The following is a 21,497-nucleotide window of genomic DNA, read 5'->3' as shown; positions in this document are numbered from 1 at the left end:
ATCTCTCCCGGGGGGACAACGTAGTCGGGATCAAATTCAGTTATGCTAATCATGTGTATCCTCCACGCCATTGATGCGAACGGAGGTCACCAGCGACCAGTCGAGGCCGCCTTCTGCGCGTAGCGGCCGGGGGTCGTGGTTCGGTTCGAAGATCAGTCGGTAGGGATGGTCCAGATCGAGACTCAACTGACCGGCACGATCCCCGATCAGCTCATGGCATCGACCAGGACCGCTGTAAGGGGGCCAGAGATCGCCCAGATTGTCGGCAGCGCGCAGTTCCTGTATGCGCCGCGTGATGAGCCGGGCACGCCGCTCGCCGTGGACCACTTGCAGCCTCCGCGCCTCGCGGCACTCCTTGCCCAACTTGGTGGTGCGAAAGGCTATGTCCATTTTCAAAAGATGTTAACGAATGACGTTAACTACTTCAAGCTATTTTCGGAGAGTCGCGTACACTGGAAACCAGTTCTTTCTCGGCTCTAAGCAACTGATTAATTTTATTTTTTCGATCGCTCATGTCACGTTGAGAACGGTATGTCCGGCACTCCGAAACCGTCATCCCCGCGAGGCCAGCCTTGACCATCGACCGCACCGCGGCACCCCGACCGCGTCGGCGTCTGCAGCCCGGGATGCTCCCAGGCAACCCTGGACGCGGAATCGACCCTCAACCAACTGCGCACCAAGCGAAGACTGGAGTAGACGCGATGAGCCAACCGAGGTCCCGCCTCACACCCACCCCGAGCATCCTCCTGAGCTTCGCTCTGGTCATCGCCCTGATCAGCGGCTGCGCCAGCCTGACCAAACCCTGGATCGCGCCCGAGGTCGCGCTGACCGGACTGAAGATCAAAGAGCTGACCCTGCTGCGCCAGGTGTTCATCGTTAACCTGACGGTCCGGAATCCCAACGACCGGACCTTGCCGATCAAGGGTCTGACCTACCGCATCACGCTGGAAGGGAACGAACTGGCGCAGGGATCCAGTCAACTCGATCGGCAGATCCCGCCGCTGGGCACCGCGCTGGCCGACGTGGAGGTCGTCGGCAGCCTGCTGGGTATCACCCGACAACTCCCGGCCCTGGCACTGAAGGATCGTCCACTCGACTGGACCGTCTCCGGCACGGCCAGCCTCGCGAACGGGCTCTTGCCGCTCCCGTATCGCTGGTCCGGTCAGATTGACCCGAAGGCGTTGCTGAGTATAGCCGTCGAACGTGATAACCGGTCGTAGGGGCGGGTTTAAAACCCGCCCCTACACCAAGGGTCTGCCTGGTGATGAGCGGCAAGCGCATCCGTCCCCAGGAATCCAAAGCTTCAGCCTTGGCGCCCCCTGACCAAAGCTGAAGCCGTGGACTCCACTGACCTCAAGCCGCCAACCCCTTCCCCTGCAATTCCTTGATTTTATCGCGCACGGCCGCCGCCTTCTCGAACTCCAGGTCTTTGGCATAGGCGTACATCTCCTTCTCCAGCGCCTTGACCTTTTTCGCCATCTGCTGGGGTGTGAGATTGGCGTACTCGACGATCTCCTCGGCCACCCGGGCATAGGCGCGGGCCTTCATGGGGGCGCCAGGCATGGCCGACTCCAGGATGTCCGCCACCGCCTTGCGGATGGTCTGGGGGGTGATGCCGTGCGCGGCGTTGAAGGCGACCTGCCTGGCCCGGCGCCGCTCGGTCTCGCCGATGGCCCGCTCCATGGACCCGGTGATCCGGTCGGCATAGAGAATCGCCTTACCGTTGGCGTTGCGGGCGGCCCGGCCGATGGTCTGGATCAGCGAGCCCTCGGAGCGCAGGAACCCCTCTTTGTCCGCGTCGAGGATGGCCACCAGCGAGACCTCGGGCATGTCCAGCCCCTCGCGCAGCAGGTTGATGCCCACCAGGACATCGAACTCACCCAGCCGCAGATCGCGGATGATCTCCACCCGCTCCACGGTGTCGATATCCGAATGCAGATAGCGCACCTTGACCCCGTGCTCGTTCAGATACTCGGTCAGATCCTCGGCCATGCGTTTGGTCAGGGTGGTCGCCAGCACCCGCTCGCCGACCGCGACCCGCAGACCGATCTCGGACAGCAGATCGTCCACCTGACTCAGCGCGGGGCGCACTTCCACCTCCGGGTCGACCAGGCCCGTGGGGCGCACCACCTGCTCGACGATGGCCCCGGAGCAGCCGAGTTCATAGGCGCGCGGGGTGGCCGACACATAGATGGTCTGCGGCTGGCGGGCCTGGAACTCCTCGAAACGCATCGGGCGGTTGTCGAGCGCCGAAGGGAGCCGAAAACCGTAGTCGACCAGATTTTCCTTGCGTGAGCGGTCGCCCCGGTACATGCCGCCCAGTTGGGGGACCGTGACATGGCTCTCGTCGATCACCACCAGGGCGTTGCCCGGCAGGTAGTCGTAGAGTGTGGGCGGCGGTTCGCCGGGACCGCGCCCGGAGAGATAGCGGCTGTAGTTCTCGATCCCTGAGCAGTAGCCGACCTCCATCATCATTTCCATATCGAAAATGGTCCGCTGCTCCAGGCGCTGCGCCTCGACCAGCTTGTTGTTGTCGCGCAGCCAGGTCAGCCGATCCTTGAGTTCCAGCTTGATCTGATCGACGGCGTTGAGCACGGTCTCGCGCGGGGTGGCGTAGTGCGTCTTGGGGAACACGGTGTAACGCGGGACCTTGCGCAGCACCTCGCCGGTGAGCGGATCAAAGACGGACAGGGCTTCGATCTCGTCGTCGAACAGCTCGATGCGCACCGCCTCCTCGTCGGATTCGGCCGGGTGGATGTCGATCACGTCGCCGCGCACCCGGTAGGTCCCGCGCGCCAGCTCGATCTCGTTGCGCCGGTATTGCAGATCCGCCAGCCGGCGCAGGATGGCCCGCTGATCGATCAGGTCGCCGCGGCTCAGATGCAGGACCATCTTCAGATAGGCATCCGGATCGCCCAGGCCGTAGATGCTGGACACACTCGCCACGATGATGACATCCGGACGCTCCAGCAGGGACTTGGTTGCGGACAGCCGCATCTGTTCGATGTGCTCGTTGATCGACGAGTCCTTCTCGATGTAGGTATCGCTGGCCGGGATGTAGGCCTCCGGCTGGTAGTAGTCGTAGTAGGAGACGAAATATTCCACCGCGTTATGTGGAAAAAACTCGCGCATCTCGCCGTAGAGCTGGGCGGCCAGGGTCTTGTTGGGCGCCAGGATCAGCGCCGGGCGCTGCACCGCGGCGATGACGTTGGCGATGGTGAAGGTCTTGCCTGAGCCCGTGACGCCGAGCAGCGTCTGGCCCGCCTCACCATTGTTCAGCCCTTCAACCAAACGGCGGATGGCTTCCGGCTGATCACCGGCGGGGGCGAACTTGGCGACCAGTTCAAAAGGTCGGGATATCAATGGGGTCTCCTCAAAAGGCCGATGGACACTCGGATGGTTGGGGCGCATGTCCCCCGACAAGAAGGATCAGACGGGAGCGCGCTGCGGTATGAGGACGTACGGGCGTGACCGCAACAGCGGCATTCCGGCCGACCGGCCGGCCGCGCGGCCCACCAATCGTGACCTGGCAGCCTGAGTCGGTGCGCATGGCACCTGACGCGCCCCCGACAGGAGACAAAACGCAAAATGCTTCGCAAACCGCACAGGCCGCGGCGCCAAGCGCTTCATAAACTGTACAGGTTGACAGGTCAATATGCCGATTTGGGGATTTACCATACCCGCCGTGAGCTAACCCAGACGAAACACATCTGGTACGCAATTTGCTATTCCTAGACGTAAAGCACCTCACGATTTCCTTGCGATGCGGCCCAGCCAAGCGTTGCACCGCCGATCATGGCAACTGGAACGGGACCGCAGAACCTGCAAGTGCATGCGTTCCTCGGTTCCGAGCGCAGCGAATATTGCTGTGATTCCTGTCCTCACCCGGCGACGACGCCGACTGATACCGGCTCCAAGCGCACGGCAGCCTGAATGCAAGAGAGCTTCGGCCAGACACGCGCAACAAACCTAATACCATTACCATTACCATTACCGTTGTCGAGGTTATTTATGGTCCGATCGCTCCTCTCCGCAAGCATCTTACTGGGCAGCAGCGTTGTTTTGGCAGAGATCACCTTTGAAGATGTGACCAATATCGCCGGGCCCTTCCATACCGGCTCCTCCTGGGGCGCGGCCTGGGGTGACCTCAACGGCGACGGGCGACCGGATTTGTATGCCAATAATCACCAGATGCGTGGTTCACTGTGGCGTAACAACGGCGATGGCACCTTCACCGACGTCATCCTTACCGTGGATCGGCAGCGCGTATTGACTGGAGAATATCAACAGGATGCCCATGCCGGAACCTGGGGCGACTTCGATAACGACGGCGACCTGGATTTATTGGCCGCGCGCAGTTCCGGCGGTGGACGCGGACAACTCTTCGTCAATTCCGGCGGGATCTTTACGACCGAGGTCGGCGTCGCGAAGGGCCTTGGCGGCTTCACCGCTGGACGGATGGGCTCGTGGTTCGATTATGATAACGATGGCGTTCTCGACATTGCCGCGGCGACCGCGAACTATTCGCAGATTTACCGTCAAGGCTCGACCAAATTCTCGAACACAACATCAGCGGTTGGCATGGGCAATAAATGCAACCATAATGTGTTCACTCAGCTCATGGATATCACTGACGACGGTCGCCCGGAGCTGATTTGCGGTGCTGTCGCGACCTACCCGGAAAAGATCTACGATACATCCAGCAGCGTCTTTCGTGATCTGACCTCACTGGTAGACCAGGACCCCCTGGTGCCTGACGTCGCATTGGCCGACTTCAACAACGACCAGCAGATCGATCTATTCAAGCTCAAGGGGCGTGTTCGCCCAAGCGAAGTGCTGTTGGTAACCCCTGGCCACTTGGAAGCCTACCTGACGGTTTCTTCAAATAGCGAGCACAAAGGTTTTTCTTTTGGCGCCGACGGCCCGATCACCGTTCGAGCATTCAGTTTCGAGCGTGAGAACAGCAATGAGAATATTGTTGTTTACACCGGCGCTGATCGCTGGAGCCCGGCCACGGTGCCCTTTGTACTCGATCCAGCTGATCCGGCGAATTGGGGTATCGATCCTAACCGTTCCGCTCCAGGCGTCTACATGGGCTATGACACGGCGACCCAACAATGGACCGTGCGGGTGAGCCCGGGCTCGGCAGACAGTCGTGATGCGTACTTTGCAATCGAAGGAAACGCCCTCACTGAACCGCAAACAATTGCGATTACAAGACCTGAATACCCACAACAACCGAACCTGCTGGTCAACACCGGCTTCGAGTTCGTCCCCAGCGATGACTTCGGCATCGGCGAGGTCTGGTGCAAGAGCGTCGTTGCCGGTGATTTCGACAACGACACGGACGTGGATCTCTACATGGCCTGCGGCGGCAGTTTGACCAACCTGCCAAACCGCCTGTTTGAAAATCTCGGCGACGGCACGTTTTCTGAGGTTGCGTCCGCCGGCGGCGGCGCCGGCGTGCAAGGTGTCGGACTCGCAGCGAATGTCGGTGCCAGCGACAACGTCGTCATGGCAGACTACGACGTTGATGGTTACCTGGACTTGTTCGTGACGAATGGGCCGCTGCTGACCCCGCTGCGCGTTGGCGGCCCGGACCAGCTCTTCCGCAACACCAGCTCCGGCAACCATTGGATTCAACTCGACCTCGAGGGTACCACCTCGAACCGCAGCGCAATCGGGGCGAAAGTGTATGCCTCTGCGAATGGTGTCAACCAAGTCCGTGAACAGAACGGCGGCTACCATCGTTTTTCACAGGACCAGATGCGCGTGCATTTCGGACTCGGCAACAATACGTCCGTCGATTTGACCGTCGAGTGGCCGAGCGGACAGGTCGACCATTTCCCCGGCGTCCAGGCCGACAGCGTCCACCATATCATTGAAAGCGGCACCATCGAACGCGTCACCCTGGGACCCGTCCCGCCGCTGCCGGCACCCCAAGCGGGCGACGAATGCGGTGCGCCAGCGTATACCAAATCACTGGATCAGGGCGCATTTCTCTGGAAGGACTGCACCACGCAGCAGTGGTATTTTCGTGCCGGCGCCGGCGGCTCGGCAGCCACTGTCAAAGTGACCGGCCGGTTGGTCTCAACCTCGGCCTTCACCTCCGTGACACCCTATTCGCTGGAGACCGGTGATGTGCTGGACACTTCCACCTCCGGCAAGATCAACTTTTCGCTCAGCTCATCCGGTAACGGCGACGATGGTTTTCAGTTTGGAGCGACGGGAACCGCAACCTGTCTTTCGATTACCAGTCCGGCTAACGTGCGGCTGTTGGTCGGAGGAAAAACATTGCCGGTCACGTTACCCTTCAATCTCAACACCCTGTCGTCCGAAGGCTGCGCGAGTACCAGCGTCTCGATCGCCGATGTAACGGTTGACGAAGCCGCGGGAAGCGCACAGTTCGTTCTGAGTCTCTCGGAAGCGAGTGCGGCTGACGTCACGGTGCAATACACCACCCGGGACGGTAGCGCAGTGAGTGGGTCGGACTACGCCGCAACATCCGCGCCGGTCACGCTCCTGTTCCCGGCGGGTACGACGTCCCAGACGATTGCCGTACCGGTCTTCGAGGACACCCTTCGGGAAGGGAACGAGACCTTCGAGGTTGCCCTCGCGAACGCAACCAACGCCGCCATCGACCGTGGAGTCGGCGTTGCGACCATCTTGGACAACGAGTTGTCGGCGTGCGGAGCGCCCGCGTATAACCGGGCGACTGACCGCGGTGTCTTCCTGTGGAAGGACTGTGCCACAGGCACCTGGTATGCACGCATGTCGCCAGGCGGCAGCACCCTGACTTACCAGGGCAGCGTCAGCGCCGGGGTCGCGTTCACCAGTGTCGCCGGCGTCAGCATCGAGGCCAAAGACGTCTTGGACTACGTAAGCGATCCCGCACGGATCAACTATACGCTCGCGGTCGCGGGAACCGGTCAGGACGGCTTCGATTTTAAGGTTGTTACCGATGCCGGTGTTTGCTTCCGACTGGACGCCCCGACCGCCGAGAGGTTGTATGTCGGAGCGGGCCGCCATCAAGTCACCACGCCGATCGATCTGGCAACGATGGGTGAATGCCTCCCCGCCCCGGTGCCTGCGGTCTCGGTGGACAACGGCACGGTCACTGAAAGTAGTGGTGCCGCCACGCTGGTGGTCAAGCTGTCGGTGGCGACCTGGATCCCGGTCACCGTGGATTACACCACCGCCGACGGCAGCGCCACATCAGGTTCGGACTACACCCCGGTCAGCGGTACGCTGAGCTTCGCACCGGGCGAGACCAGCAAGACCATCAGCCTGCCGATCGTCAATGACGCGGTCACCGAGACTGAGGAAAGCTTCGGGCTGAACCTGAGCAACGCGGTCAACGCCATCATCGAGGCCAGCGCGGCGACGGTGACCATTCAGGATGACGATACGGTGGTGACCGTCTTTGCGGAGGACTTTGAGAATGCGTCGGGCTGGGTGGTCAATCCCAACCGCAGCGATCGGGCCACCAGCGGCCAGTGGCAGATCGGCGATCCGGCGGCAACCAGTTCCAACGGCGTGTCGCTGCAGCCCGACAACACGCACGGCGGCGTCAAGGCCCTGGTGACCGGCGCGTCCGCCGGGAGTAGTGCCGGCAGCTACGATGTCGACAACGGGGTCACGTCGGTTAGGTCGCCGAACATCGTCCTGCCCGGCAGCGGCAAACTCACGCTTGACCTGAGTTATTACTTCGCCCACCTGAACAACGCGTCGAGCGCCGACTTCCTGCGCGTCACGATCCGCGGAACCAGCGGGAATCGGACCCTGCTCGAGCAATTCGGCAGCGCCGCCGACCGCGCCGGCGTATGGACAGGGTTCTCGGCAGATGTCTCTGATTTTGCTGGACAAACGGTCTATCTATTGATCGAGGCGGCCGACCTCAGCAGCGCCTCACTGATCGAAGCCGGGGTGGACGACCTCAGCATCATGCGGCGTTGACGCCATGCGGATGGAGCGGGTGCGCCCGCTCCATCCGACAGGAGAAAGCCGCACGGGACTGGTTCGAGTGGGATGCTCCCGCACCGTCGATACGGTAACATGCGGGATCAACCTCAAACTCAACCGAATCAGGCACGCAGAGACCTCCGTCGATGACCATCAAGCTCGCCGCCCGCGTCCAGGCCGTCAAGCCTTCCGCCACCCTCGCTGTCGATGCCCGCGCCAAGGCCCTCAAGGCCGCGGGAAAGGACGTCATCGGTCTTGGCGCCGGTGAACCCGATTTCGATACCCCGGACCATATCAAGGCCGCGGCGATCGAGGCCATCCACCAGGGATTTACCAAGTACACCGCGGTCGACGGCATGCCCAGCCTGAAGGCTGCCGTAGCCGCCAAATTCAAGCGCGAAAACAACCTGGACTTCGCCGTCGACCAGATCCTGGTCTCGTGCGGCGGCAAGCAAAGCTTCTTCAATCTGGCGCTGGCGGTCATCGATCCGGGCGACGAGGTGGTGATCCCGGCGCCTTACTGGGTCTCGTATCCCGACATCGTGCTGCTGGCCGGCGGGGCCCCGGTCCTGGTCCACGCCGGGGCGGAGCAACACTTCAAGATCAGCCCGGCGCAACTGAAAGCGTCCCTGAACGAAAAAACCAAACTCGTTGTCATCAACAGCCCATCCAACCCCACCGGCATGGCCTACAGCGCGGCCGAACTCAAGGCCCTTGGCGCCGTCCTGCGGGACTTCCCGCGCGCCCTGATCGCCACCGACGACATGTATGAGCACATCCGCTGGGATAGCGCGCCCTTCGTCAACATCGTCAACTGCTGCCCGGATCTCGCCCCGCGCACCCTGGTGCTGAACGGCGTGTCCAAGGCCTACTCCATGACCGGCTGGCGCATCGGCTACGCCGGCGGCCCCGCGGAGGTCATCAAGGCGATGACCAAGGTGCAGTCGCAAAGCACATCCAATCCCACCTCCATCGCCCAGGTGGCGGCCCAGGCGGCATTGGAAGGCCCCCAGGACTGCATCGGCATGATGGTTCGGGCCTTCAAAGAGCGGCACGACCATGTGCTGGAGCGCCTGAACGCCATCCCTGGAATCGAGTGCCTGCCCACCGACGGGACCTTCTATCTCTTCCCCCGGGTGCAACAGGCGATCGATCGGCTGACCGGAGTCCACAACGACCTGGAGTTTGCCGAACACCTCCTGGAGAAAGTCGGGGTCGCGCTCGTGCCCGGCTCGGCTTTCGGGCTCGCGGGCCATGTGCGCATCTCCATCGCGACCAGTCCGAGCAACCTCGATCAGGCCGTCGATCGCATCGCGTCCGCGGTCGGGTAAGCAGTCGGAATGGTGGTGCGGACAGCTTGGACGCAGTGACGAGCGAGGCTGATCGTGGCCCCGGCGCCTAGGCCGGGGATGGTAGGTATACTAAAATCACGTTAAGACCTTAGGGAGATTTGTCGCCATGAACGCGGATCGAACATCCCGGAACACCGGGTTTTCCCTGATCGAGCTGTTGGTCACGGTGGCGCTGCTATCCATCCTGCTGGCCCTCGGTGTTCCGGCCTTCACCGATCTCATCGTTAGCACCAAACTGACCAGCGCCACCAACACCCTGATCGGCCACCTGCAGTTCGCGCGAGCCGAGGCGATCAAGCGGGGCCGCGGGCTGGTTGGCGTGGGACCTTACAAGAGCGATACCGCTTGGCTTGACGACGACTCTTGGGAAGGCGGCTATATGGTTGCGGCCGCCGACAACGCCTCCCCTCCCAACCTCCAAGTCTTGCGACGCGTGGGCAAGGCCGACTTAGCGTCACTCACCATCACGTCGAACAACAAGATTGTCTATTTCGAGCACGATGGTTCCGCCTATGGTGTGGTCAACACCACGCTCAGGATCTGTAGCAAGAATGACCCAACCAAGAAACGCGGAGTCACGATAAGTTCGATGGGGCGCGTCCGCACCACCGACCAGAGCATCACGTGTCCATAACGGGCGCGGTGATGTGACCTCTGAGTTTTTCAGAAACTGATTGACTCAGGGCTCTAGATCGAATATATTTTTCGGCTCGCGATATTCCCCGGTAGCTCAGTCGGTAGAGCGGATGACTGTTAATCATTAGGTCGGCGGTTCGAGCCCGTCCCGGGGAGCCAAACAAGACAAGAGGGGCCTCAGCCCCTCTTCTGTGCTCAGTTGAGATCATGTGTCGCGTGACGACTGCAAGGCTCCGGAATAAAGCACGGTGATACAAGGAAGCAGGATCGGAAATCCGGCGAATCGTCAAAGACAGTGTTTTTAGCGTCGATTCAGCGTTTTGATCTTGACTGAACGGCCTTCTCCAGATGTAATACCGTGCTCGCAGGTTGTTCCACTGCGACACCGGTGTCGGAAGGAACATGCGGCCCTAGACCCGCCCAGTTGCATTGCCCAGGTAGCTCAGTTGGTAGAGCAGGGGACTGAAAATCCCCGTGTCGGTGGTTCGATTCCGCCCCTGGGCACCATAAAAACAGTAGGTTAGGCTCGCAAGGATGCGTGTAGATTCGCCTAATTTTGCGCCTTTAGTGTCCCTTTGTGGTACCTCTACTGGTACCTACCCCAACGACAGCTTGTTTCTCTGTCCCTTTCGGTATCGCACCATGTCGTTTGGTCTGGCGTATGGGGTTTCCGGTGGGAGACTACCGTTCGTCGGGTCGCTTGGCCGCGTGGGCTCGATTCCTGAGTCTCAGCGTCAGCATGGGTTCTCTTCCAGGTAAACCACGCGATAGCAGGGGCCGCTGGCCGTGAGGGGCTCTTGCTTCGTGGATTGGTCGCGCCTATTCTTAGGGGCACCCATGAACCAAAGCGACACGAGAATCTGCCGCTTTTTTATTATGAAACAATGCCATGACAAAGAAACTCAAGCACTTTATCAAGGGCGTGGGGAGCGTCGTGGACCTTGCCCCGCCACCGCGCGCGTCCCGATTTATCCCGCGCGACACTGATTCTGAACGGCTTCGGGGAGATTTCGAGCGAATCGGGATCGATATGACGCGGGTTCTGGAAATGCAACGCAACGATGGCAAAGCCACCCACCCACAAAACACCTGAGCGCGCCAGCGGGGGCGCGCCCCGGACAAACGGGAATATCCAGGTCGCCCAGCGTACTGAGATTTGGTCCGCGCCGCTCCCGCCGCCGTCTCTTCTCCAGCAGTACGATGACATTCAGCCGGGGTTTGCCGAGCGGTTGCTGTGCTTGACCGAACAGGAAGCCCAGCACCGCCGGCAGGTCACGGTGCGAGCCCAGCGATATGAAATCTTCGAGGCAACAATGGGGCAGTTGTTCGGCCTCTTGGTTGCCCTGGCGGCCTTCGGTACCGCTGCGTGGCTCGGTTTTCTTGGTCACCCCACCGCTGCGGCCACTGTTGGCGGAACGACGATTGCCGGCTTAGTGGGTGTCTTCGTCGCGGGCCGCGAGCACCCGGAACCCGAAGCCAAGTCGCGCACCCGCTGATCCAAATGCATCCCCATCCCGCAGCGGGGGCGTCGACCGCGGGCGCCCTCCATCGTCACTTGCTGGTCACTGACGCGGACCTTGAGCATGGGCGCTAGGTCCACCAGGGTGCCGATGGGCCGGACCACGATTTAGTGCCCGTCGTTCCATCGCCCTGCGCATACCGCTCGCAACATCCCTCCCGACTGCGGCAACCATGGCCAGGCGCCGACCGCGGCTCATTCCCCTTTCCGTCGGACCGGGGTCAGCTCTCGTCGGACCGGGGTCAGTTCTCGCATTGCTGCATTCCCCCAACTTTCGCCTAAACTCCTTGCATGGCAAGACCGTTACGCATCGAGTTTCCCGCCGCCCTCTACCACGTCACCTCCCGTGGTGATCGGCGCGAGGCGATCTACGAGGACGACGCGAGCCGCGAGGCGTTTCCGGATATATTGGCCGAGACGGTGGCCCGCTATAATTGGATTTGCCATGCCTACTGCCTCATGACCAACCATTATCACCTGATGATCGAAACAGTCGGGACGCTCCAGCGTCCCGTGGTACCGAGACAGGGTTCCAGCCGGCGGGTCGCGCCCTAACCCCCAGAAAGCGCTGTTCTCACACAAAGACACGAAGATCACTAAGCGATTCAACACGATCGGCTGGTCCAGCAGGTCACCCGCGCGCTGATCGGCCCGACATTTTCAGTAATTTGTTTTTGTGTTCTTTGTGTCTTGGTGTGAGCAATTGCCGAATCCGGGTTTACCCCTGAGCCCCACTGACAAGCACCCTCCCCGGCACTGGATTCCGGCATCCTGCCGGAATGACGGGACGATCCCGTGCGGCCCCATCGCGGCCGGAGGCCGCTCCCACGGGGAACCGCGGGATGAGCTTCAGCGACCCTGGACCGGTCGTGGCCCGTCGTCGTGCTCGCGCAGTGCCTCCCAAAGCTGCCCTGGTCCCAGTAGGATGTCCTGGAGCCCGCGGCGTACCCGCTCGGAGTCGAGTGCTTGCTTGCTCATGGCGCCATGGGCGGCGCAGGCGTCGATGATCGCGTTCAGCAGCGCGTTGGCGAGGTCCGGCGAGGTCGCGAATTGCTCCTTGGTGTTGCTGCGGGCCTGCTGAACCAGGGTCTCGGACTCCAAAAGCTTGCCCTTGAGCACGTTGTTCACATAGACCAGCTTGTCGTCGTCGGTCAGGGTGCCCTCGAAGAGGTCGTTGACCGCCGCGATGATCTCGGCGAAACGCGCCCGCGCCTGCTCCCGCACCTCCCCGCTGCCGGCCTCCGTCATGGGCGCCAGCCGCTCGCCGCCGGTGAGCGACAGGTTGCGTTTGCCCTGATCGTGAAGCCCATGGTGGGTGAGCCGCAGCTTCGACAGATCCACCCCTTCGCGCGCCCGCCCGAAATCCAGCAGCGGCAGCAGGCGCTTGTAGAACAGTGCCCGCTGCTCAATGGCGGTATTGCCGTAGTCGAAGATCTGCGAGAGGAAGGCATAGACGCGCAAGAACGCCCCCAGGTTGCGCTTGAACAGGAGCAGCGCGTTCATCGCGTCCTGGGCGGCCTGCGCCGCGGCGGCATCCGCCCTGCCCTTGGCGGCGTCCAACGCCTCACGCTCCGCCTTGAAGCGCCTCAGCAGCCGATCCGCCACCGGCTCCAATGCAGCGATCAGTTTCCGCTGGGTCGCCGCGGGGTCCAGTTCCACGGCCACCACGCGCGCAATCTCGAAGTCATCGTAGTAGCCGGCGACATCCAGCCGGGCGCGCAGGTCGTAGACCAGATTTCTGAAGCTCCGACAAGACGTTGGTATCGATCAGATACCCATTCAGTCTCCTCCCGAGCCAAGTCGCGCGGGCGGCTCAAGTCTTCGTCAGTCAATCCTTCAGTGACGCTTGCGAACAGGTTCTTGAAGTCCGTGTCGGATTCGAGGGGGAGATTCCCACAGCAGCAAGACGCGCAAGGGGACCCCGTCCGGGATGTCTTCCGGTATCCGAATTGTGTGCTGCTCCGGTATGGCTTCAAACTCGATCGCTTGCATGGCGGTAAACTCTTCATTTTGGTGGCATCCGGATGACCTTTGGTCCCCACGTTGTCCTACTGGCCGCTGGAGCGGCGAAGGCTGCATTCCCACGCGTAGAGACTGGGCAAGTATTATTATCATTTTTAGCACACTGTTTGGAGCTTGCCCTGGCCCCATTGGGATAGGCGCTCCAGGGCCAGCCGGATAAGACGCTCGTCAAACAACTTCAGCTTGCGCGGGCCAGCCTCAGGTCCCCCGCCTGGCCAATGTTTCAATCCGTGCAAAATGCCCTCGACAGTCGTTGGGCAGCCTTCCCGGCAGATCAGCCAATCCGTTGTCGCCAGCAGTTCCAGACCCAAGGGGGTTTCATATCCGTCGATCAACGCGGTGGTCTCCTGGAAGGCGCCGCGGTAGGGCTTGGCCTCAAGACCATCGAGATAGACCTTGATATAGTCCTTCTTGGTGTCCTCGAACCAGATGACATCCAGGGGGCCGGCGTCGGCCAAGCGCTTGTCACAGTGCAGGTAGCTTCCGTCCAGACCGTTGATCAGGTGGTGGAGTCGGTGGGCATAGGGACCGTATTTATTGGCTTCAAAACGAAGGTCCAGCGGATTATCGAGCGCGTAGATCTCGATATTGCGTTCCAGGAACCAAGCGAGTTTCTGTATCTCCAGCAGAGAGCATTCGATACCCAGGATCCAATAACGCCGCACCAGTTCGGCGATCAAGGCACGAGCCGGTGTGAGCTGCTGTACGCCGCTGCGTTTGGCGACGTTATTGACCGTATTAACGATCGCCGCGACATCAGCGTCGAGCAGATTACCTTGCGTGTAATGAATCATCAGCAATACCAACCCGGTCCGGATTGCCGATCGTGCGGAAGTTCGGATCTTGGATTTCGGAGTTTCCGCAATGCAGGCCATGAGCCATAACCCACGGCAGATTCTGCGCGTGGATTATTCGAAATATCAGCACCTTCTCTGCGTTCAGATTCAGTGACATGCGCTTAATTCCACAAGCTCGGTTGGCGCCTCGGGCCGCTGGAGCGGCCGGACGGCATTCCCACGCTGGAGCGTGGGAACGAGATGACGTGGGAACGAGAAGCCGCGCCGTCGGCGCTTCACTTAATGGCATTGACGCTGGAGCGTGGGAGCCGGAACGGAAAGCTAACGACCGGTGCCCTGGTCATCGCCGCAGCATCATTTCAGCACGGCCTGGACGACGATCGGAGAGAGCAAGCGCTGAAGGTCCTGCGGATCGATGCCCACCAGATAGCCGCGACGACCGCCGTTGATATAGATCAGCGGCAAATCCAGGATGGTCCTTTCAATATAGATCGGCATGGCTTTTTTCGTTCCGAAGGGGCTGGTTCCGCCCACCAGGAAGCCGGTATGGCGGTTCGCCACCTCCGGCTTGCACGGCTCCACCTTCTTGCAGCCGATCTGCCGCGCCAGTTCCTTGGTCGACACCTTGCAATCGCCGTGCATCAGCACGATCAACGGCTTTTCCGACTCGTCCTCCATGACCAGCGTTTTCACCACCTGATGCTCGTCGACATCGAGTGCGCGCGCCGAAACCTTGGTGCCGCCGTGCTCTTCGTAAGCGTAGAGATGGCTGGAATAGGCCACCTGGTGCTTGCGCAGGAATTTGGTTGCTGGGGTTTCGGGGCCGGTATTTGTTTTCATCGGGGCTCCGCCGCCTACTGGGCTAATCCGCGTACGTCGATCTTGCCGGTGACGGCGTCTGTCAAATCGCCTAACCTGTAGCAACGTTATTACTCAAATGGCCTCGCGCCAACAGCGTACCCTATCGCGCTTGGAGGTCATGAGGTCCGGAGTGCTTGTGTCATGGCGTCTGCGATCATAGATCCTGTTCCAGCAGTTGCCCGTTTTCCTTCAGCCATTCCTTCGCCTTGTCCATCTGGGCTACCGCGGTCCGCACGATATTCCAGAATCGCGGAGAATGGTTGGGCTCGATCAGGTGGGCCAGTTCATGGGCGATGACGTAATCGATCGCGAAGAGCGGCGCCTTGATCAGCCGCCAGTTGAAGTTGAGATTGCCGTCCGGGGTACATGATCCCCAGCGGCAATGTCCGTCGGTGATCTTCGCCTCCTCATAGGTGACCCCCAAGGTCTGCGCCTGCGTGCGCACCCGCGGGAGGATGCGCTCGCGGGCGCGTGCTTTCAGCCACTCCCGAAAGACTTCGCCGCGGCTTTCGGCGCGCGCCCGCGGGATGATGAAGCGGTTACGAAATTCGATGGCGAAACCCTCCCGGTCGACGATCTCGATCAGGTAGTGACGCCCGAGATAAAGGATGGACTCGCCTGAGACCAGCTCCTTGCCGGGCGGATGGGGTGGCTCCCGGTCCTTTTGCGGATGGCGGGTCTTGGCATAGAGCCATTGCTTCTTTGCCTCGATCGTGCGCCGGATCAGTTCCGGATCAGTCCCTTCCGGCGCATGCACGACCACGGAACAATCCCGCTCGACGGTAATACCGAGCGTCTTGCGCTTTGTGAAGACGGTGCGATAGATCAGTTCCATCTCAAGCCGCGTAGAGAATCGCGTCGTTGTTGCGCTCTGCAATCTCCAATGCCCGACTGATGAGCGCGTCCCGCTTGGTGACGATACCGGTAAGACCCTTGAAACGCGGTGAGAGAAAGAGCATGAGCAGCTCGGCGCGTAGCTTATTACGGGCGGGTATGCTCTCCCAAAATCCGGTCAGTTTCAGTTCACGCTCGACCGTGTTGAAAACCTGCTGCGTGAGGTCCACCAGGCCGGCAATCTGATCGTCGTTCAGTGTTGAACCCGTCGACCATTCGCCGTGTTCCTCGCGCACCGCGGCCGGGACATCCGCAGGCCCCGGCGCGCCAAACAGTTCACCGCGAAACATGCGGAAGAACGGCATCTGTTTCTTCTTGTTGAGGCCATAGGTCTCTTCACGTTCCGCCGCGCGCACGCGCTGACGCAGTTTCTCCAATGCCTCGTAGATCTTCTCCCAATTGTCGCTGAATTCGGTAAAGATGGCCGCAAGCACCGCGGCAAACGAGGCCTGCAGCTCGGGGTCATCGTTCAGCTCGACCTCGATATGGTGACGGATGGCGTGCTCCACCTCGGCCGCCTTGGTCTTGGTGCGTTTGTGCTTGCCGACCTCCGCCTCGAAACCCTCATCAAGGATCGAAATCGGTGCAACCTTCTGATCGATCCCCTGTGCCTTGAGGTGCGCATCGGTGAGCGCACGGAGCTTCTGTGGAATGCCGCGCATACTCAGGCGTTCATCGCGCAGATGTTTGGCGGCCAGCGCGTTGATCTCCGCGAGCGCTTGATAGCGCTTCATATAGTGAAGCGCCTGGCGCGCCGGAAAAACCAGGTTCAGGCAGCGGGTCAGTTCCCGGAAGTGCAGCAGATACTCGAAACGGCAGTCCTCGTCATAAAAGAGGTCACTGAATGCATCGTAATCCGTCAGGTCGGTCAGCCCGTACTTATCTAAGAATGCCATGACGGCACGATCGGCGGCGTCCAACTGACGCAGTTCGTCCTTCGGGAAGCTCAGGTTCTCCAGCACCTCTTGGCGTTCCCGCGCATCATAGTTGTCGATGGCCGTCTGCAAGTGGTGGCCGATACCGACATAGTCCACCACGAAGCCCTTGCTCTTGGAGCCCCCCGCGACCCGGTTCACCCGGGCGATGGCCTGCAACAGGTTCTGCGCGCGGATCACCTGATCCAGATACAGGACCTGCTCGATCGGTGCATCGAACCCGGTCAATAGCATGTTGTTGACTACCAGGATGCCCACATCGCCTCGCATCCGCTCGCCCTTGCTGTCGGGCGGGCCGTCGGCCACGGCATCGAACGGCAGCTTGAAGCTTGCGATCAACCGTTTATGTTCGGACGGGTTCGCGTACAACTCCAGGTGCGGCTTCTTGTCGTTGAGCTGCCCGCCGGAGATCACCACACCGACACGCATCCGCCGCAGCCGCTCCAAGTCCAGACTGGTCGGGTTCGACTGCTCCAACCGCGCGATGGCCGCGGCCAGCGCCGTGCAAAGGCAGCTTCGATAGCGTACAGCCGCCTCGCGGGAGCTTGCCACCACTTGGGCCTTATAGCCGTTGGGGAAGACCTGGGTAAGATAATGATCAACCATGTCGGCCGCCTTGGCGGCGATGATCGGCTCCGCCTCAAGATAGGCCAGCTTGGAACCATAGCCCAGGACCTGGAGCCGTTGGGCGATGTTGTAATCGCTGAACAGGTCCGCGAACGCCGCATCCATGGCCTGCTGGTCAGCCACCTCCGCGTTCCCGGATCGCCCCTCGTAAACAATTTCCAGCGTCACGCCATCCTCGATGGCCTGGCGCATACTGTATTTGTCGATGTAATCACCGAACACGCGGGTCGTCTTATCGATTGGGGTGCCGGTGTAGCCGATGCGTGCGGCATTGGGGATGGCGCGGTCCAGATTGGCACCGAGCAGGCTGTACTGGGAGCGGTGGGCCTCGTCGGTCATCACCAGGATGTGCGGGCTCGCATTCAGTTCAGGGAAGGTCTCCTGCAACTCCTCATCCCGGAACTTGTGGATCATGGCCATCACCAGGTCCGACGAGTCGGTGCGCAAAAGTTCCTTCAGCCGGCTGATGCTGTCCGCTACTTTGACGGTGAAGCCAAGGCCCTGACTGGTCGCGGTGAGCTGTTCTTCCAACTGGGTGCGGTCGGTGACGAAGACGATTTTCCACTGCAGCAGGGCGGGATGCCGGTGCATCTCACGCACCATGAACATCATGGTCAGCGACTTGCCCGAGCCTTGGGTGTGCCAGATCACCCCGCTGCGCTGACGCGGTGTCAGGCCGGCCAAGAGCCGCTTGACCGCCAACTTCACCGCCCGGAACTGCTGATAGCGGCCGACGATCTTGATCGTTTTGCCGTCGGCGGTCGTGGCGAACAGGGTAAAGGTCCGGATCAGGTCCAACAGGTTGCGGTGGTCCAACATGCCGGCGACCAGACGCTGCTGATCATTGGGCGAACCGGCACCATGGGCCAGCTCATCCAGGGTGCGCGGATAGGGGTCCGCCCAGCGGTAGAAGTGTTTCACACTGTGGGTGGTGATGGTGCCGAACTTGGCCTGGTCGCGACAGGTGACCACCGTAAATTGATTGAAATAGAAGAGCGGCGCACTGCCCTCGCCCTGGTTGCCGCGCTGCTCACTATAGCGGAGCAACTGCTCGATCGCCTCCGGAATCGGCTCCTTGACCTTGGGCGACTTGCACTCGATCACCACCACCGGCAGACCGTTGATGAACAGCACGATGTCGGGGATGATATGGTATTCGGTGCCGAGGATGCGCACCTTGAATTGGCAGACCGCGATGAAGCGGTTGTTCGCCTTGGGGTCCGGGCCATCGAAGTCGATGAAGCGCACCGTCGGGCTCTTTTCCCCGGTCTGACGGTTCTCGCTGACGGTGGTGTTGCCCAGCAGCAGATCATGGACGTGCCGGTTGTTCTCCAGCAGGCCCTTGCCGGAAAAGCCGGTGATCTGTTTCACCACCTCGTCCACCTGATCCGGTTCCAGCCAGGGATTGATCCGAACCAGTTGTTCCCGCAGCACCGGCTCCAGCACCACCTGCGCGAATGAGTCGCGGTGGCTCTGCGCCGGGGTCTGATGGCTATTCAGATCGATGATCTCCCAGCCAAGGCCGGCGAGTTGATCGAGCAGCGGCTTCTCGACGTGGTTGCGCTCGTCGAGCCTGATCTGGGCGGGGGTGTTGTCCTGGTAGGCCATGATCGCTTCCGTTTAGCACAGTGTTTGGAACTTGCCTTGGTCCCACTGGGACAGCCGATCCAGGGCCAGCCGGATGAGACGTTCGTCGAACAACTTCAGCTTGCGTGGGCCAGCTTCAGGGCCGCCGCCCGGCCAGTGTTTCAATCCGTCCAGTATGCCCTCGACAGTCGCCGGGCAGCCTTCCCGAAAGATTAGCCAATCCGTTGTCGCCAGCAACTCCAGACCCAAGGGAGTTTCATAGCCGTCGATCACCGTGGTGGTCTCTTGGAAGGCGCCGCGGTAGGGTTTGGCCTCAAGACCATCGAGATAGACCTTGATAGAGTCCTTCTTGGTGTCCTCGAACCAGATGACATCCAGGGGGCCGGCGTCGGCCAAGCGCTTATGGCAGTGCAGGTAGCTTCCGTCCAGACCGTTAATCAAATGATGTAGTCGGTGGGCATAGGGACCGTATTTGTTGGCTTCAAAACGAAGGTCCAGCGGATCGTCGAGCGCGTAGATCTCGATATTACGCTCCAGGAACCACGCCAGCTTCTGTATCTCCAGCAGCGAGCATTCGATCCCCAGTATCCAATAGCGCCGCACCAATTCGGCGATCAAGGCGCGGGCCGGCGTGAGTTTCTGTACGCCGCTGCGTTTGGCTACGTTTTGGTATTGGCTGGTTGGCTCATAGACGATGACCTCAACATCTTTCAAGTCGCACAGCGCCGCCTCGATACGCGGCTTCACCTTGGACCAGTCGAGTTTGCCGTTGCCGGCACCCAGTGGGGGCACGGCGATGGATTTCACCCCATGTTCCTGAATGAAGCGACGCAGATCTGCGAGACCCGTATCGATCCATTCCATCTTGCTGGGGTAACGCCAATGCTCCTTGGTGGCGAAATTGATCACCCAGCGAGGCCCCAGCAGATCGCTGCGTTCGGTAACAAAGATCCCGCCGGGCACCAATTTCTTGTCCTTACAGACAGCCGCGTAGGCGGCAAAGTTCTGCGGAAACCGCTCTTTGAACATGAGCGCAATGCCTTTACCCATAACGCCCACGGTATTGACCGTGTTGACGATCGCCTCGACATCGGCGTCGAGCAGATTGCCTTGAGTGTAATGGATCATCAGAAATACCAATCAGGTCTGCAAAGAACTTTTATATGGAGGCTGCGCGCCAGGGCTTGTTGCTCCAGCGCGAGCCTCACACTATCAGTATAGCAGGCAATGCCCAGCAGTGCGGCGAAAGGCACCTGACGATGAACGAGTGCCTCCGCCTGGTAACGTTCAAATTTCCCCGGATCATCCGGGTCGCGCTTGAAATCGCGACGCTGAAGGATAGCCCAATCGATGTTCTTCAAATCCGCCGGATCGCAGTAATATTGAGCAGCCTGCGGATAGGCATGTCGATCAGTGAATAAGAAGCATTGGCGCAATTGCGTCAGTTGCGGGAGACTGGACACTAGAATCACGATGTCTTCGTTCGGGCATCGAGTGATTCCACCATACCCCGTCGTCACGTTGTACAACATGGGTGAGGACGGGGTAAAGTAAAATGGTACATAGTCGCTCAAGGTCCCGCCCGGCGGCACGGGGACTATGCGCCCGTGCCGTTTATCAATCAGGTCCGGGTTTCCGATCGTGAGGAAGCTCGAATCCTGGATTGCGGAGTTTCGGCAATGCAGGCCATGATCCATGACCCACGGCACATTTTGCGCGTGGATGATCCGGAATATCAGTGCCTTCTCTGGATTCAGATTCAGTGACATGCACTTAAGCCCACAAGCTCGGTTCGCGCCGCGGGAGGCTTCCGCGGCCGGACGGCGTTCCCCTGCTTCCGCATGGGAACGAGAGGAATATGTACGGAGTCCGCGTCCATAGGTACGGAGCCCTCCCCCGATATGTGCGGAGTCGGCATCGATATGTACGGAGTCCCACCTGATATGTTCGGAGTCCCCGTTCGATCTGGCTCCCACGCTCCAGCGTGAGAGCAAGTCCCGACGCTCCGGCGTCGCGTCGCACCTCGGGCCGCTGGAGCGGCCGGACGGCATTCCCACGCTGGAGCGTGGGAACGAGAAGAAACGCGCTGGGTTGGCGGTATCATCTGCGATCTGGCTCCCAAGCTCCAGCGTGGGAGCAAGTCCCGACGCTCCGGCGTCGCTTTACGTCTCGGGCCGCTGGAGCGGCCAGACGGCATTCCCACGCTGGAGCGTGGGAACGAGAAGAGAAGATTCTCTCACGGAGACACAAAGGCACGGAGAAGAAAGAGAAAACCTTTGTGTCTCCGTGTCTCTGTGAGAGATCG

The 21,497-nt window shown here is 60.7% G+C and carries 16 protein-coding genes, 2 tRNA genes and 1 pseudogene; 9 read left to right on the top strand and 10 right to left on the bottom strand.

From position 1 onward, the window contains the following. Nucleotides 1–45: 45 nt before the first annotated feature. Entirely contained in the window at nt 46–390 is a 345-nt protein-coding gene (locus A39O_RS0101960) for a type II toxin-antitoxin system RelE/ParE family toxin (RefSeq protein WP_020503037.1), read from the bottom strand. Nucleotides 391–701: 311 nt separating this feature from the next. Here A39O_RS0101960 and A39O_RS0101955 point away from each other — a divergent pair, with 311 nt between their 5' ends. Beyond that, nucleotides 702–1,220 (top strand): LEA type 2 family protein, encoded by a 519-nt coding sequence (locus A39O_RS0101955; protein WP_020503036.1) that lies wholly within the window; start codon nt 702–704, stop codon nt 1,218–1,220. Between the two features lie 133 nt (nt 1,221–1,353). On the opposite strand, the gene uvrB is transcribed toward A39O_RS0101955, so the two are convergent. Beyond that, entirely contained in the window at nt 1,354–3,411 is a 2,058-nt protein-coding gene (gene uvrB / locus A39O_RS0101950) for an excinuclease ABC subunit UvrB (RefSeq protein WP_020503035.1), read from the bottom strand. A 651-nt stretch (nt 3,412–4,062) separates the two neighbouring features. Between uvrB and A39O_RS36095 the strand changes: the two genes are divergently transcribed. The 8 genes and pseudogenes from A39O_RS36095 to A39O_RS0101915 all read left to right on the top strand — a co-directional run. Further along, entirely contained in the window at nt 4,063–7,956 is a 3,894-nt protein-coding gene (locus A39O_RS36095) for a Calx-beta domain-containing protein (RefSeq protein WP_169338390.1), read from the top strand. A gap of 152 nt (nt 7,957–8,108) precedes the next feature. Next, nucleotides 8,109–9,293, top strand: coding sequence for a pyridoxal phosphate-dependent aminotransferase (locus A39O_RS0101940; RefSeq protein ID WP_020503033.1), 1,185 nt, complete (start codon nt 8,109–8,111; stop codon nt 9,291–9,293). 127 nt (nt 9,294–9,420) lie between these two features. Beyond that, complete coding sequence (locus A39O_RS36090) at nt 9,421–9,948, top strand: GspH/FimT family pseudopilin (protein ID WP_020503032.1); 528 nt, start codon at nt 9,421–9,423, stop codon at nt 9,946–9,948. A gap of 85 nt (nt 9,949–10,033) precedes the next feature. Further along, nucleotides 10,034–10,109, top strand: a tRNA-Asn gene (locus A39O_RS0101930). A gap of 272 nt (nt 10,110–10,381) precedes the next feature. Continuing rightward, nucleotides 10,382–10,457 (top strand) — tRNA-Phe (locus A39O_RS0101925). Between the two features lie 382 nt (nt 10,458–10,839). Next, nucleotides 10,840–11,043, top strand: a complete 204-nt coding sequence (locus A39O_RS40185; RefSeq protein ID WP_157639561.1) for a hypothetical protein — start codon at nt 10,840–10,842, stop codon at nt 11,041–11,043. Next, on the top strand, nt 11,012–11,446 hold the full coding sequence (locus A39O_RS31555; protein ID WP_020503031.1) for a DUF2335 domain-containing protein: 435 nt from the start codon (nt 11,012–11,014) through the stop codon (nt 11,444–11,446). Before A39O_RS40185 ends, A39O_RS31555 begins: the two co-directional genes overlap by 32 nt. Before the next feature lie 314 nt (nt 11,447–11,760). Beyond that, nucleotides 11,761–11,961, top strand: a pseudogene (locus A39O_RS0101915) (transposase); the annotation flags it as partial. A gap of 357 nt (nt 11,962–12,318) precedes the next feature. Here the strand turns inward: A39O_RS0101915 and A39O_RS0101910 are convergent. The 8 genes from A39O_RS0101910 to darT all read right to left on the bottom strand — a co-directional run bounded on the left by A39O_RS0101910 (nt 12,319) and on the right by darT (nt 20,961). Further along, a complete protein-coding gene (locus tag A39O_RS0101910; RefSeq protein ID WP_020503029.1) occupies nt 12,319–13,137 on the bottom strand; it encodes a hypothetical protein in 819 nt (272 codons plus the stop codon). Nucleotides 13,138–13,586: 449 nt separating this feature from the next. Beyond that, nucleotides 13,587–14,285: a Panacea domain-containing protein gene (locus tag A39O_RS31550; RefSeq protein WP_020503028.1), complete on the bottom strand. Its 699-nt coding sequence runs from the start codon at nt 14,283–14,285 to the stop codon at nt 13,587–13,589. Further along, entirely contained in the window at nt 14,263–14,445 is a 183-nt protein-coding gene (locus A39O_RS40180; RefSeq protein ID WP_157639559.1) for a DarT ssDNA thymidine ADP-ribosyltransferase family protein, read from the bottom strand. Before A39O_RS40180 ends, A39O_RS31550 begins: the two co-directional genes overlap by 23 nt. A gap of 197 nt (nt 14,446–14,642) precedes the next feature. Further along, nucleotides 14,643–15,128 (bottom strand): Cys-tRNA(Pro) deacylase, encoded by a 486-nt coding sequence (gene ybaK / locus A39O_RS0101900; protein ID WP_020503027.1) that lies wholly within the window; start codon nt 15,126–15,128, stop codon nt 14,643–14,645. 175 nt (nt 15,129–15,303) lie between these two features. Continuing rightward, nucleotides 15,304–15,984: a M48 family metallopeptidase gene (locus A39O_RS0101895; protein ID WP_020503026.1), complete on the bottom strand. Its 681-nt coding sequence runs from the start codon at nt 15,982–15,984 to the stop codon at nt 15,304–15,306. Nucleotide 15,985: 1 nt separating this feature from the next. Then, nucleotides 15,986–19,213: a type I restriction endonuclease subunit R gene (locus tag A39O_RS0101890; protein ID WP_020503025.1), complete on the bottom strand. Its 3,228-nt coding sequence runs from the start codon at nt 19,211–19,213 to the stop codon at nt 15,986–15,988. Nucleotides 19,214–19,225: 12 nt separating this feature from the next. Further along, complete coding sequence (darG, locus tag A39O_RS31545) at nt 19,226–20,320, bottom strand: type II toxin-antitoxin system antitoxin DNA ADP-ribosyl glycohydrolase DarG (protein WP_020503024.1); 1,095 nt, start codon at nt 20,318–20,320, stop codon at nt 19,226–19,228. Then, entirely contained in the window at nt 20,320–20,961 is a 642-nt protein-coding gene (gene darT, locus A39O_RS37485) for a type II toxin-antitoxin system toxin DNA ADP-ribosyl transferase DarT (RefSeq protein ID WP_083924429.1), read from the bottom strand. The genes darG and darT overlap by 1 nt, the downstream gene beginning before the upstream one ends. Nucleotides 20,962–21,497 lie beyond the last annotated feature (536 nt).

Origin of the sequence: Lamprocystis purpurea DSM 4197, from assembly GCF_000379525.1 — a bacterium.
Lineage (GTDB): Bacteria > Pseudomonadota > Gammaproteobacteria > Chromatiales > Chromatiaceae > Thiodictyon > Thiodictyon purpureum.
Note: the sequence above shows the minus strand (reverse complement) of the source record. Positions and strands in the feature narration are given on the sequence as shown.